15 protein-coding genes are annotated in these 11436 nt (G+C 70.3%); 10 read left to right on the plus strand and 5 right to left on the minus strand.

The window, feature by feature from the left end; genetic code table 11:
• Nucleotides 1-453 (plus strand): thioredoxin TrxC, encoded by a 453-nt coding sequence (trxC, locus tag RAMLITH_RS00310; protein WP_168105359.1) that lies wholly within the window; start codon nucleotides 1-3, stop codon nucleotides 451-453.
• Here trxC and thpR read toward each other — a convergent pair.
• Entirely contained in the window at nucleotides 446-970 is a 525-nt protein-coding gene (gene thpR, locus RAMLITH_RS00315; RefSeq protein ID WP_168105360.1) for an RNA 2',3'-cyclic phosphodiesterase, read from the minus strand. The two genes, trxC and thpR, sit on opposite strands and share 8 nt — an antisense overlap.
• Nucleotides 971-1029: 59 nt before the next feature.
• Between thpR and RAMLITH_RS00320 the strand changes: the two genes are divergently transcribed.
• The 3 genes from RAMLITH_RS00320 to RAMLITH_RS00330 are packed head-to-tail and all read left to right on the plus strand — an operon-like array spanning nucleotide 1030 to nucleotide 1941.
• Complete coding sequence (locus RAMLITH_RS00320) at nucleotides 1030-1419, plus strand: hypothetical protein (RefSeq protein ID WP_168105361.1); 390 nt, start codon at nucleotides 1030-1032, stop codon at nucleotides 1417-1419.
• Nucleotides 1419-1679, plus strand: coding sequence for a DUF5985 family protein (locus RAMLITH_RS00325; RefSeq protein WP_168105362.1), 261 nt, complete (start codon nucleotides 1419-1421; stop codon nucleotides 1677-1679). The genes RAMLITH_RS00320 and RAMLITH_RS00325 overlap by 1 nt, the downstream gene beginning before the upstream one ends.
• Before the next feature lie 4 nt (nucleotides 1680-1683).
• On the plus strand, nucleotides 1684-1941 hold the full coding sequence (locus tag RAMLITH_RS00330) for a DUF5985 family protein (RefSeq protein ID WP_168105363.1): 258 nt from the start codon (nucleotides 1684-1686) through the stop codon (nucleotides 1939-1941).
• A 10-nt stretch (nucleotides 1942-1951) separates the two neighbouring features.
• Here RAMLITH_RS00330 and RAMLITH_RS00335 read toward each other — a convergent pair whose 3' ends face one another.
• Nucleotides 1952-2578 carry a CDP-alcohol phosphatidyltransferase family protein gene (locus RAMLITH_RS00335; protein ID WP_168105364.1) on the minus strand — a complete coding sequence of 209 codons (627 nt, stop codon included), beginning with the start codon at nucleotides 2576-2578 and terminating at the stop codon, nucleotides 1952-1954.
• A 174-nt stretch (nucleotides 2579-2752) separates the two neighbouring features.
• Here RAMLITH_RS00335 and RAMLITH_RS00340 point away from each other — a divergent pair, with 174 nt between their 5' ends.
• Genes RAMLITH_RS00340 through RAMLITH_RS00350 form a run of 3 tightly spaced genes read left to right on the plus strand, consistent with a single transcriptional unit; the run spans nucleotide 2753 to nucleotide 4225 of the window.
• Entirely contained in the window at nucleotides 2753-3424 is a 672-nt protein-coding gene (locus tag RAMLITH_RS00340) for a hypothetical protein (RefSeq protein ID WP_168105365.1), read from the plus strand.
• Nucleotides 3421-3879, plus strand: coding sequence for a signal peptide prediction (locus RAMLITH_RS00345; protein WP_168105366.1), 459 nt, complete (start codon nucleotides 3421-3423; stop codon nucleotides 3877-3879). Before RAMLITH_RS00340 ends, RAMLITH_RS00345 begins: the two co-directional genes overlap by 4 nt.
• Nucleotides 3880-3889: 10 nt before the next feature.
• The gene (locus RAMLITH_RS00350; protein WP_168105367.1) at nucleotides 3890-4225 is read left to right on the plus strand and encodes a hypothetical protein; all 336 of its coding nucleotides are present in this window, start codon (nucleotides 3890-3892) and stop codon (nucleotides 4223-4225) included.
• A gap of 12 nt (nucleotides 4226-4237) precedes the next feature.
• On the opposite strand, the gene RAMLITH_RS00355 is transcribed toward RAMLITH_RS00350, so the two are convergent.
• Nucleotides 4238-5371 (minus strand): ABC transporter substrate-binding protein, encoded by a 1134-nt coding sequence (locus RAMLITH_RS00355; protein ID WP_168105368.1) that lies wholly within the window; start codon nucleotides 5369-5371, stop codon nucleotides 4238-4240.
• A 128-nt stretch (nucleotides 5372-5499) separates the two neighbouring features.
• Between RAMLITH_RS00355 and RAMLITH_RS00360 the strand changes: the two genes are divergently transcribed.
• From RAMLITH_RS00360 to RAMLITH_RS00370, 3 genes are all read left to right on the plus strand, one after another.
• Nucleotides 5500-6774, plus strand: a complete 1275-nt coding sequence (locus RAMLITH_RS00360; protein WP_168105369.1) for an MFS transporter — start codon at nucleotides 5500-5502, stop codon at nucleotides 6772-6774.
• A gap of 23 nt (nucleotides 6775-6797) precedes the next feature.
• Entirely contained in the window at nucleotides 6798-8543 is a 1746-nt protein-coding gene (locus RAMLITH_RS00365) for a 7TM diverse intracellular signaling domain-containing protein (RefSeq protein WP_168105370.1), read from the plus strand.
• A 124-nt stretch (nucleotides 8544-8667) separates the two neighbouring features.
• Nucleotides 8668-10032 (plus strand): TrpB-like pyridoxal phosphate-dependent enzyme, encoded by a 1365-nt coding sequence (locus RAMLITH_RS00370; RefSeq protein ID WP_181017725.1) that lies wholly within the window; start codon nucleotides 8668-8670, stop codon nucleotides 10030-10032.
• Between the two features lie 45 nt (nucleotides 10033-10077).
• Here the strand turns inward: RAMLITH_RS00370 and serB are convergent, their stop codons facing one another.
• The gene (serB, locus tag RAMLITH_RS00375) at nucleotides 10078-10794 is read right to left on the minus strand and encodes a phosphoserine phosphatase SerB (RefSeq protein ID WP_168105371.1); all 717 of its coding nucleotides are present in this window, start codon (nucleotides 10792-10794) and stop codon (nucleotides 10078-10080) included.
• 24 nt (nucleotides 10795-10818) lie between these two features.
• The gene (locus RAMLITH_RS00380; protein WP_168106376.1) at nucleotides 10819-11433 is read right to left on the minus strand and encodes a hypothetical protein; all 615 of its coding nucleotides are present in this window, start codon (nucleotides 11431-11433) and stop codon (nucleotides 10819-10821) included.
• Nucleotides 11434-11436: the final 3 nt, after the last annotated feature.

Below are 11436 nucleotides of genomic sequence, written 5' to 3' on the forward strand. Positions count from 1 at the left end.
ATGAGCGATCCGTTGCACGTGGTGTGCCCGCACTGCCACACGACCAACCGGGTCCGGCCCGGCGATCTGCCCAAGGGGCCGGACTGCGGCCAGTGCCACCGCGCACTGTTCACCGGCCACTCCGCGGCGCTGGACGAGGCGGCCTTCGAGCGGCACGTCGCGCGCAACGACATCCCCGTGCTGGTGGACTTCTGGGCACCATGGTGCGGCCCTTGCCGGCAGATGGCGCCGGCATTCGAGCAGGCGGCGGCGCAGCTCGAGCCGCGGGTGCGCCTGGCCAAGGTCAACACCGACGAGGCGCAGTCACTCGGCGCGCAGCACCAGATCCGCAGCATTCCCACCCTCGCGCTGTTCGTCGGCGGCCGCGAGGTCGCGCGCCAGCCTGGCGCGATGGGTGCGGCCGACATCGTCCGGTGGGTGCGGTCGCACCTGGGTACCGCCGCGTTCAGCTGAAACGCGCGAGCACCTCGTAACCGGCGCGCTCCGGCAGCGAGCGCACCAGGGCGAAGCCGGCGTCGGCCCGCCAGATGAACTTGGGGTGCGCCTTCGGCGGCGCCGCGCCGATGGCCCGGCGGGCCAGTGTCACGTGCGCCTTGTAGCGCCGGGATTCCACCGGCCTGTCCAGCCAGGCGAGCGCGGCGGCGAGCCGGCCGTGCAAGTCGAGGAGCGCGGGTGGCGTGGCATCTGGACGCACCACGGCAGTCCCCCCCGGCCACAGTTCGGCATGGCCGAAGGCGAGCTCGAACGGCTCGAACGGGACCCGTAATCCCGCCGTGAGGGCCGCAAGCTGTTCCACCGGGACAGTACCGAGGAAATGGAGCGTCAGGTGCAGCCGATCGGACGGCACCAGCGCCGCGCCGGGCGGCCAGGTCCAGGCGCGCTGCCACCCGGCCAGCGCCTCGCGAACGGCCCCGCCCGGCCATACCGCCAGAAACAACCGCCACGACGGCGCGGTCCGCGCATTCACCATCGAGCCATTGTGCGGGTTATCGTGCTCGACAGTTCGAGTTCCCTAGAATCCGCGCCACGATGACATACAAGGACCTGCCGGACGATGTCAGGCGCTTCATCCTGACCAGCGTGCCGTCGGTGCCCTATCTCGAGGCCATCCTGCTGCTGCGGGGCGAGCCGCGGGCCCCCTGGAACGCCGCCGCCGTGGCGCGGCGGCTGTATCTCGCCGAACCCGTGGCCGGACAGTTGCTGCAATCGCTGGCCAGTGCCGGCATCGCCCAACCGTACCCGGAATCGCCTGGCGCCTTCACGTACGGGCCTGCCACCCCCGAGCTCTCGGAGATGCTGGAGGCGGTCGCGAAGGCCTACGGCACCAACCTGGTCAAGGTGACCGACCTGATCCACTCCCGCGTCGACCGCCGGGCCCAGCAGTTTGCGGACGCGTTCCGCTGGAGAAAGGACTCCTGATGGCAGCGGTCATCTATTCGCTGTGCGCGTTCACGTGCCTGGTTGCCTTCGTGCTGCTGTTGCGCGGCTGGCGCGCCACGCGGCTGCGGCTGCTGTTCTGGAGCGCCCTGTGCTTCGCCGGCCTGAGCATCAACAACGTGCTGCTGGTGCTCGACAAGCTGGTGTTCCCCACGCAGGTCGACCTGTCCACGTGGCGCCTGGTCACGGCCCTCATCGCCGTGCTGCTGCTGCTGTTCGGCCTGGTCTGGGAAGAGGAGTGAAGCGATGAACCAGATGCTGTCGGGCGCGATCGCCGTCTCCTCGTTGCTGGCCGGTCTGTTCTTCCTGCGCTTCTGGCGCAGTTCGGGCGACCGCTTCTTCCTCTATTTCGCCCTGTCGTTCGCCCTCGAGGGGCTCAACCGCATCGCCCTCGGGCTGCTGGTCGATGCCAGCGAAAACAATCCGCTCTTCTACAGCGTGCGGGTGGTCGCCTACGGCCTGATCGTCGTCGCGATCTGGCAGAAGAACCGGCGCCGGCCCTGAGCGGCCCGGATCACAGCTTGGGAATGCGCAGGGTCTTGCTGATCATGAGACTGCCCGACAGCACGAACAGCAGCGCCAGCGGGTGGAACTCCCAGGGCCCGAGCTGCAGCGTGCCGCCCCACAGCGCATCGCCCAGGCGGTCCTGCCAGGCCGCCAGGGCGAGCACCCCGGTGAGCACGACGCTGGTCGGGATCGGCGTCCCCTCGAAATAGGCGACCTTGTCGGCACCGGCGGACAGCGATTCGGCGGTGACGTTGTAGCGCGCCAGCCGGCTGACACCGCAGCAGACGAAGTAGATCAGCGCCGCCGCGTCCCAGCCGCCCTGCATGCCGGCCGCGAAGCCGAGCGCCGCCGGCGCCACGCCGAACGAGATCACGTCGGAAAGCGAGTCGAGTTCGCGTCCCAGGGCCGAATGCTGGTGGCGGGCCCGCGCGATCCGTCCGTCCAGAACGTCGAAGGCGAAGGCCGCCGGCGCCAGCGCCGCGGCAGCCAGGAAGTGCGCGAGCTCACCGCTGGCCATGAACGCCATCGCGAGGAACACCGCGCCGACCCCGCAGGCAGCGTTGCCCAGGGTGAAGAAGTCCGCGAGGTGAAAGCCTCGCAGCATGGAGAAATGGCGGGGGGCGGCGTCGTGCATGAGTTCACCTTAGACGCGGCCATCGCCCCGTCCCGTCGGACCCTGGCCCCGTCGGGTGTCGGTGCGCGCCGACGCGCGGCGCGGCGGGATGGCCCTGCTGCGCCCAGGGGAAGCCGCCGGCGCGCACGATCCGCCAACGCGTGTCCGGCACGCCGCCTTGGACCAGGAGGAAACATGCGCGCCATCGAACCAACCATGAAGGTCCTTCGCTGCGGCATGGCGGTGGCGGCGGCTGCGCTGGTACTGCTGCTGGCGTCCTGCGGCGGCGGGTCGGACGAGCCCTTGTCCGGGCCACAGCAGCGCGCGGCGCTGCGCGCGCCGCAGGTCCCCGACGCCACGACCCTGATGGACTGGGCCGAAGGCGAATACGGCGTCTACTTCCCCGGCCACCAGGACAACCGCGCCTTCGACGTCTACGTGTACCGGGTGTACGACAACGGGAACTACGTCGGCGTCGCCGGCCAGGACGTGTACGTCTGGGGTCCGGTGTCCGGAAACAGCGCCGCGCCGGTGCGCGTTGGCGCGCTGGCGGACTTCGCGTGCCGGGTTTTCCCCGCCAGCTGCGCCCCGGCGGTGTCCGGCTTGCGGGGCCAGGCGCTCTATGCGGCGCCGCTGGGAAGCGCCGGTAATGCCTGCCGCGACTGCCACGGCGACCCGCCGGGCAACGGGATCGCCGCGATCCTCAACGCCGCCGGTCCACGGGACTCGCAGGGCGAACCGGGCATCATCCGGGCGAAGATCAACAGCTACTTCCTCATGCAGCAGTTCGCCGGCGTGAGCGACACCGACCTGGCCGACATCGCCGCCTACGTCAACGCCGTGCGTTGGGGCAAGCCGCTGCAATGAGGGCGGCCGGGCGCCCTGGCTGGCGGCGCTACCTCTGGCCGGCGGCCTATTCGGCGATCGGCCTGGTGCTGGCCTGGATCGCGGTGGCTTGCGGCGGCTGGTGGCGCGTGCGCGCCGGCGCGCTCGAATGCGGTGGCGGGCGGCTGGCGGCGCTGGCGGCCCGGCTGCCGCGGCGGTACGCTTTCAGCGCGATCACGCTGGGCCACGTGATCCTGGGCCTCGACGGCCCGACGCTCGATGCCGTACGCCGGCACGAGCAGGTCCATGTATGGCAGTACGAGCGCTGGGGCCTCCTGTTCGGGCCGGCCTACCTTGCCTCCAGCCTGCTGCAATGGCTGCGCGGACGCCGTCCGTACCTGGACAACCGCTTCGAGCGGGAAGCGCGCGGCGAGGCCGGACGCCGCATCGACGCGACCCGGGGTCGGGAGCCGGGGCGGCAGGGGAACAGGCCTTAGCATCGGGTCCATGGCGCCGCCGCGAAAGCGCGATCACTACCATGTCTACGTCGTCGAACTGGCCGACCAGGTGTGGAACTCGGCCCGCTTTCGCCAGGCGAATCCCGACTGGCAGCTCGGCAAGCCGTTCGTCTACGTCGGGATGACGGGACTCGATCCCGACCTGCGCTTCGACCGGCACAAGGCCGGCATCAAGGCCAATACCTTCGTGCGCGACCACGGGTTGCGGCTGCTGCCGCAGCTGTACGAGCGGCACAACCCGCTGCCGTACGAGGCGGCCCGTACGCTCGAAGTGGAGCTGGCGATCGCGCTGCGCCGCGCGGGTTACGGCGTCTGGCAGGCGTGAGCGGCCGCGAGCCTATTGCCGGATCTTGCCGGCACCGGTGACGATCGACAGCTCGACGAAGCGCGAGCCGGAGTGCATGCCGGGCTTGAAGCCGACGACGTAGCCGCCCAGGTTGTAGCTGTCCATCGCGTCGAGCGCCGCCGTGATGCCTTCGCGCGAAGGCTTGCCTTTCTGGCGCCGCACCGCTTCGACGATGACCTTGCCGGCGATGAAGCCCTCCATCATCGAATAGCTCACCGGCACCTCGAGCTTGGCGGTCTTGGCCACGAGGTCGATGAACTCCTTGGTGAGCCGGTTGGAGATCTTGTACGGGCTGGGTGTCACCTGGGCGATCGCGACGCCGTGCATCTGCTCCTCCGAAAGCCGCTTCAGGAGCTGCTCCACGTCGGCGCCGGAGTGGGCGAACAGCTGCGCCTTGCCCCCGTCCGCGCGATAGCCTTCGATGAAGGCCGCCGCGGCGGCGCCGGTGGACACCATGATGATCGCCTGCGGCTTGGCCTTGACCAGCGCCGCCACCGCGTCGTCGGCCTTGTTGCTGCCCACGGCGTAGCCGGCCTTCGCGACGATGGTGGCCTTGGCCTTGGCGGCGGCCTCGTCGGCCGCTGCGAGGAGCGCCGGGGCGCCCTTGTTTTCCTCGTAGAACAGGCCCAGCTGGGTGATGCCTATGGTCGCCAGGTGCTCGGTCAGCTTGTTGATCTCGTCGCGCAGCGTGGCGCGCACGCTGTAGAGGAGCGGGGACTCAGGCCGGATCTCGGCGACGCGGTAGCCGACCAGCGCGATCCTGTCCTGTTCCAGGATGCGCGAGGCCACGAGGTCATTGATGTTGCGGGTGCCGAAATAGCCGGCGAGCACCAGCGGCTTCTGCTCGGCGAGCAACTGCTTCGTTGCCGCCACGGTGTCCTCGGGCCGGCCGCCGTCGTCCTTGCGCACCAGCGCGAAGGTATTGCCGTTGACGCCGCCTGCCGCATTGGCAGCCTGGAAGGCGAGCTCCATGCCGACGGCATAGGCACGGCCCTGCGTGGCCTCGAGCCCGGTCATGGGCGCGACCTGGCCGACGACGATCTGCCCCGCATGGGCGACGCCCGTCGCGACCGCCCCGGCCAGCATCATGCCGGCGACCCACTTCAGTGCTTTCATCCTGCGCATCTCCAGTCGCGCTGTTATACCCGAAGCTGAGCCGTGGACCGGGCCCGCGCGGTCGCGGAACTGTGGAAAAGCAACGGGGGGCGGCGGTGTTTCGCGGATGTCGCGCCCATCTCGTGTCCAATACGCGCGTGGCCGCACCGCAATCCACCGCCGCCGACATCGAATCGCCTTACGCCTGGCTGCGGCTGGCGGTGTCGCTGGTGCTCATGACCATCGGCGGCTCCGGCATGTATTCAGTCACGGTGGTCCTGCCGCGGATCCAGTCCGATTTCGGCATAGCCCGCGCCGACGCGTCGCTGCCGTACACGCTGACGATGATCGGCTTCGGCTTGGGCGGCATCCTGATGGGACGGCTCGCCGACCGCTTCGGCGTGCTGGTGCCGGTCGCCATCGGCGCCCTGGGACTGGGCGGCGGGTTCATCGCGGCCGGGCTGGCACCGAACATCTGGCTGTTCGGCGCCGCGCAAGGGCTGATGATCGGCCTCGTCGGCACCTCGGCCACCTTCGCGCCGCTGGTTGCCGACACCGCCCAGTGGTTCGACCGCCGCAAGGGGATGGCCCTGGCCATCTGCATGAGCGGCAACTACGCCGCCGGCGCCGTGTGGCCGCCGGTGATGCAGTACTTCATCGACGCCGCCGGCTGGCGCCAGACCTACATCGGTATGGGCCTGTTCTGCCTGGCGGCCATCCTGCCGCTGGCATTCCTGCTGCGGCGCCGGCCGCCGCTGTATGCGGTGGCGCCGGTCGCGCCGGGCGCGGCCGGGCTCGCGCCGCCCGACGGCCTGCGGCCGATGGGGCTGCGGCCGATGACGGCGCTGCTGCTGCTGTCGATCGCCGGCGTGGCGTGCTGCGTCGCCATGTCGATGCCGCAGGTGCACATCGTCGCCTACTGCAGCGACCTCGGTATCGGCGCGGCCCGCGGCGCCGAGATGCTGTCGCTGATGCTCGGGCTGGGCGTGGTGAGCCGGCTCGCGTCCGGCTGGATCTCGGACCGCATCGGCGGCCTGCGCACCTTGCTGCTCGGGTCGGTGCTGCAGGGCACGGCGCTGCTGCTGTTCCTGCCGTTCCAGGGGCCGGTGTCCCTCTACGTCGTCGCGGGCCTCTTCGGGCTGTTCCAGGGCGGCATCGTGCCGGCCTACGCGCTCATCGTGCGCGAGCATTTCTCGCCGCGCGAGGCCGGGGCCCGGGTCGGCACCGTGCTGATGGCGACGCTGCTGGGCATGGCCCTGGGCGGCTGGCTGTCCGGCGCCGTGTTCGACTGGACCGGCTCTTACCGGGCCGCGTTCATCAACGGCATCGGCTGGAACCTGCTGAACCTCGCCATCGCGGGGTTCCTGCTGTACCGGGTCTCCTCGATGGCACGGGCGCGGCGGGCGGCAACGCTGCCGGTGCAGGTAACGTAACGAATTGTTATAGTGGGCCTGCCATGGCCCTTGTCGCCGCTCTGCGCCGCATCCTGGAATCGGCCGCCGCCGGGACCGGAGCGCCGGTGCCTCGCCGGGCGCGCAACTGGCTGCTGCTCATGGGCTGCGTGCTCGCGCTGGCGTCCGGCGCCGGCGCCGCGGCGGACGGCGAGTTGACCATTGGCGAGGCTCAGCGCTACCCGCTCTCGCGGTCCTTGACCTTCCTCGAGGATCCGTCGGGCGAACTCACGCTCGACGAGGTGCTGGAACCCGCGGTGCAGGCACGTTTCGGCGCGGTGCCGCAGCGCGGTGATGGGGTCAATTTCGGCTTCACGCGCTCGGCGATCTGGCTGCGTCTCGTGCTGCATGCCCCGCCGGAAACCCAGCCGGACTGGTTGCTGGAACTGGCGTACCCGCCGCTGGACAGCATCGAGCTGTACGCCCCCGACGGGCCGGGACTCGACCGCCAGGCAGGGGGCGACCTGCTGCCGTTCTCGGCGCGCGCGGTGCCGCATCGCAACCACGTGTTGCGCGTCACCCTGCGACCGGGCGGGTCCACGACCTTGTACCTGCGGCTGCGCTCGCAAGGCGCGGTGGTCGCCGCCGCCACGTTGTGGCGCCCGACGGCGCTATGGCAGCACGACCAGGCCGTCTATGGCGTGCTCGGTTCCTACTTCGGGCTGCTGGTCGGCTTGTTGCTCTACAACTTGCTGCTGTACCTCTCGGTGCGCGACAGCGGCTACCTGATCTACGCCGCGTTCGCCGCGGCGTTGGGCGCCGGGCAGGCGGCCCTGAGCGGAATGGGCGCCCAGTTCCTGTGGCCGCAGTGGACCTGGCTGAACAGCGTGCTCCCGGCGGCGGCGTTCTCCGCGGCCGCCATCCTGGGCGTTCAGTTCGCCCGGCATTTCCTCTCCAGCGCGGCGCGCCTGCCGCGCACGGACCGGTTCCTGAGGCTGCAAGTGGCGGGTTGGACCGCAGCGCTGGTCGCCGCCGTGACCTTGCCTTATACGGCGACGGCCTGGCTGGTGACGGTGATGGCGATGCTGAGCGTCGGCACCGGCGTCGTGGTGGGCGTCGTCAGCATCCGGCGGCAGTTTGCCGGGGCGCGCCTGTTCTTCACGGCGTGGGCGGTCCTCCTGGCCGGCGTGCTGACCCTGGCCCTGCACAACGCGGGCGTCCTGCCGTCCAACCTCTTCACGGCGAATGCGCTGCTGATCGGCTCGGCCTTCGAGATGGTCCTGCTGTCGTTCGCCCTCGCCGACCGCATCAATGTCGCCCGCCGCTTCAAGGAAATGGCGCAGGCCCGCATCGCCGCGGAGCATGCGCTGGTCGGTGCCCTGAGCCAGGCGCAGCAGCGCCTCACCAACACGCTGCACGAGCGCGAGGCCATGCTCAACAGCCTCGTCGAAGGCATCGTCCTCACCGTTCCCGGCCGCATCGAATGGGTGAACCGGCGCTTCGCGCAGATGCTCGGTTATCCGGCGGAAGCGCTGGTCGGACAGTCGCCGCAGCAACTGGACGCCGACCACGACGGCTGGGAAGACTTCCGGCTCGCGGCCCGGGCGGCCATTGCCGCCACCGGCTCGTGCCGAGCCGAACGCCGGCTGCGCCGTGCCAGCGGCGAACTGTTCTGGGTCGAGATGAGCGGGACCTGCCTGCGCGGGCGCGACGCGGACGCAAGCGTCGTCTGGAGCGTCCGGGAAATTCCCGGCCGGCAGGCGGCGCCCGGCGAACAGCGGCACCGCGCCGCCGGCGCGGGATCGACTTGATCGAGCGCAAGGCGGCCACCGCCGGGGCCGCAAGGCCGGGTAAATGCGGGTAGTTGGACATTTCGAGGCGCCCATACTGGCCGGCCCGATTCACTCGCCATTCACTCGCGAAGGAGCCGCCATCATGAGCCTGCAGACGAAGTACCTGCTCGACGAAAGCCGGATGCCGAAGTTCTGGTACAACATCCAGGCCGACCTGCCCGCCCCCGCGCCCGCGGTGCTGCATCCGGGCACGCTGCAGCCCGTAGGCCCGGACGACCTGGCGCCCCTGTTCCCGATGGAACTGATCGGCCAGGAGGTGAGCACGGAGCGCGAAATCGAGATCCCGCAGCCCGTGCGCGACGTGTACCGGGCCTGGCGTCCGGCGCCGCTGTACCGCGCCCACCGCCTGGAACGCGCGCTGGGCACGCCGGCGAAGATCTTCTACAAGTACGAAGGCGTGAGCCCGGCCGGCAGCCACAAGCCCAACACGGCCGTCGCGCAGGCCTTCTACAACCAGAAGGCCGGCGTGAAGCGCCTGGTGACCGAGACCGGCGCCGGCCAGTGGGGGACGGCGCTGTCCTATGCCGGCGCGCTGTTCGGGCTGCAGGTGGAAATCTTCCAGGTCCGCGTGTCCTACGACCAGAAGCCGTATCGCCGCGCCGTGATGGAAACCTATGGCGCGCGCTGCGTGGCGTCGCCTTCGCGCGAGACCGCCTTCGGCCGGTCGGTGCTGGAGAAGACGCCGGACCATCCGGGAAGCCTGGGAATCGCGATCTCCGAGGCCGTCGAACTGGCCGTGCAGCGCGAAGACACGAAGTACGCGCTGGGGTCGGTGCTCAATCACGTGCTGCTGCACCAGACCATCATCGGGCTGGAGGCCATGGAGCAGTTGCAGATGGCGGACGAATGGCCGGACGTGGTGGTGGGCTGCACCGGCGGCGGCTCCAATTTCGCCGGCATCGCGTTCCCATTCATCGGCCACGGCCTGCGCGGCGGCGCCAAGCCGCGCATCGTGGCGGTGGAGCCCGCCGCCTGTCCCTCGCTCACGCGCGGCAAGTACGCCTACGACTTCGGCGATACCGGCCGCATGACGCCGCTGACCAAGATGCACACCCTGGGCAGCCAGTTCACGCCGCCGGGCTTCCATGCCGGCGGGCTGCGCTACCACGGCATGGCGCCGCTGGTGTCCCACTGCAGGCAACTCGGCCTGCTCGAAGCAGTGGCCTACAACCAGGTCGAGTGCTTCGAGGCTGGCGTGCTGTTCGCGCGCAATGAAGGCATCGTGCCCGCGCCCGAGGCGAACCACGCCGTCAAGGGGGCCATCGTCGAGGCGCTGCGCTGCAAGCGGGAGGGCAGGGCCGAAACCATCCTGTTCAACCTGTGCGGCCACGGGCACTTCGACATGAGCGCCTACCAGAAGTACTTTGCCGGCGAACTGACCGACGAGCACTACGACGAGAAGGAACTCGCGATGGCCTTGGCCGGCCTCCCGAGCGTGCCCGCCTGAGGCACGGCCCGGCGGGATCCCGCCGCGCGGACAAGGCGGGCCCTGCTAACCGTAGGCGACCGAAGGGACGGTGATTTCCAGCAGGCGGTTCAGGCCGCCCGTGTCGATGCTCACGTTAGCGCGTTCGCGCACCTTGGGCTTGGCGCGGTAGGCCACGGACAGGCCGGCGAACTCCATCATCGGCAGGTCGTTCGCGCCGTCGCCGACCGCGATCACCTGTTCCGGCGAGCAGCCGATCTCCAGGCAGGCCTTGGCGACGGCATCGCGCTTGGCCTGGCCGTCGACCACCCGCCCGACGATGCGACCGGTCAGGGCGCCGTCCTCGATCTCCAGCTCGTTGGAGAACGCATAGTCCAGCCCCAGCCGCGGCTTGAGGCGGTCGGTAAAGTAGGTGAAGCCGCCTGAAACCAGCAGGATCTTCAAGCCGTCCCAGCGGGCGTAGGCCAGCAGTTCCAGCGCCCCGGGATTGAGGCGCAGGCGGTGTTCGTAGACGCGCTGCAGCACCGACGCCGGCGTGCCCGCGAGCAGGGCCAGGCGCCGCGCCAGGCTCTCCCTGTAGTCGGCGATCTCGCCGCGCATGGCGGCCTCGGTGATCGCGGCGACGGCCGGCCCCTTGCCCACGACGTCGGCGATCTCGTCGACGCATTCGATGTTGATCAGCGTCGAGTCCATGTCGAAGGCGATCAGGCGGAAGCGGGCCAGCGGCACCGGCGGCGTGAAGCCCTGGACGGTGAGGCCGGGCGCGAATTCGAATGCGGTCATGGGAGGTGCGGACAAGCTGCCATCTTACCGGCGCAGGGAGAGGGCATCGGACCAGGTGGCGAGCCACTGCGGCCGGAAGGCGACGAAGATGGCGGCGAGCATGCCGGTGACGAAGGCGTCGGCCCAGGCGGTGAGCCAGTGGGCGACGAGCGACAGGTTGGGGCCGACGCCAGGCAGTGCCTCGCCGCTCCACTGCCGCAGCACGCTGGCCGCGAACAGCGACAGCACCGAGCCCGCGAACGCGCGCCCCAGCACGTAGACGAACGGATGCGTGCCCAGCACGCGCCGCACGGCGGCGCCGATCGCGAGGCCAAGCGTGGCCGGCAGGACGCCGACCCAGGCCGCCATGGCGACGGCCTCGACCCAGCCGGCACCGGCGATCGCCGTGGCGATCACGGCGACGACGCACAACACGGGGATCGCGAGGGGCCAGCCCAGCATCAGCAGCACCAGGCAAGCGCCCGACCACTGCAATTGCAGCGGCATGGCGTGCAGCGAGGGCAGGGCCCAGAGCCAGGGCAGCACCACGAGGCTTGCCAGCAGCGGCGTCAGCAGCCGGCCTCCCGCAAGCAGCCGCCACGGCCGCAGCGCCAGGGCCAGCGCGAGCGCCAGCAGTACCACGGCCAGTTGCACGGCCAGCAT

The sequence above is a fragment of the Ramlibacter lithotrophicus genome (assembly GCF_012184415.1).
GTDB classification, from domain to species: Bacteria; Pseudomonadota; Gammaproteobacteria; order Burkholderiales; family Burkholderiaceae_C; genus Ramlibacter; species Ramlibacter lithotrophicus.

Coding starts and splice junctions, on each gene's coding strand:
- trxC (WP_168105359.1), top strand. CDS start 1: ATGAGCGATCCGTTGCACGTGGTGTGCCCGCACTGCCACACGACCAAC.
- thpR (WP_168105360.1), bottom strand. CDS start 970: ATGGTGAATGCGCGGACCGCGCCGTCGTGGCGGTTGTTTCTGGCGGTA.
- RAMLITH_RS00320 (WP_168105361.1), top strand. CDS start 1,030: ATGACATACAAGGACCTGCCGGACGATGTCAGGCGCTTCATCCTGACC.
- RAMLITH_RS00325 (WP_168105362.1), top strand. CDS start 1,419: ATGGCAGCGGTCATCTATTCGCTGTGCGCGTTCACGTGCCTGGTTGCC.
- RAMLITH_RS00330 (WP_168105363.1), top strand. CDS start 1,684: ATGAACCAGATGCTGTCGGGCGCGATCGCCGTCTCCTCGTTGCTGGCC.
- RAMLITH_RS00335 (WP_168105364.1), bottom strand. CDS start 2,578: ATGCACGACGCCGCCCCCCGCCATTTCTCCATGCTGCGAGGCTTTCAC.
- RAMLITH_RS00340 (WP_168105365.1), top strand. CDS start 2,753: ATGCGCGCCATCGAACCAACCATGAAGGTCCTTCGCTGCGGCATGGCG.
- RAMLITH_RS00345 (WP_168105366.1), top strand. CDS start 3,421: ATGAGGGCGGCCGGGCGCCCTGGCTGGCGGCGCTACCTCTGGCCGGCG.
- RAMLITH_RS00350 (WP_168105367.1), top strand. CDS start 3,890: ATGGCGCCGCCGCGAAAGCGCGATCACTACCATGTCTACGTCGTCGAA.
- RAMLITH_RS00355 (WP_168105368.1), bottom strand. CDS start 5,371: ATGCGCAGGATGAAAGCACTGAAGTGGGTCGCCGGCATGATGCTGGCC.
- RAMLITH_RS00365 (WP_168105370.1), top strand. CDS start 6,798: ATGGCCCTTGTCGCCGCTCTGCGCCGCATCCTGGAATCGGCCGCCGCC.
- RAMLITH_RS00370 (WP_181017725.1), top strand. CDS start 8,668: ATGAGCCTGCAGACGAAGTACCTGCTCGACGAAAGCCGGATGCCGAAG.
- serB (WP_168105371.1), bottom strand. CDS start 10,794: ATGACCGCATTCGAATTCGCGCCCGGCCTCACCGTCCAGGGCTTCACG.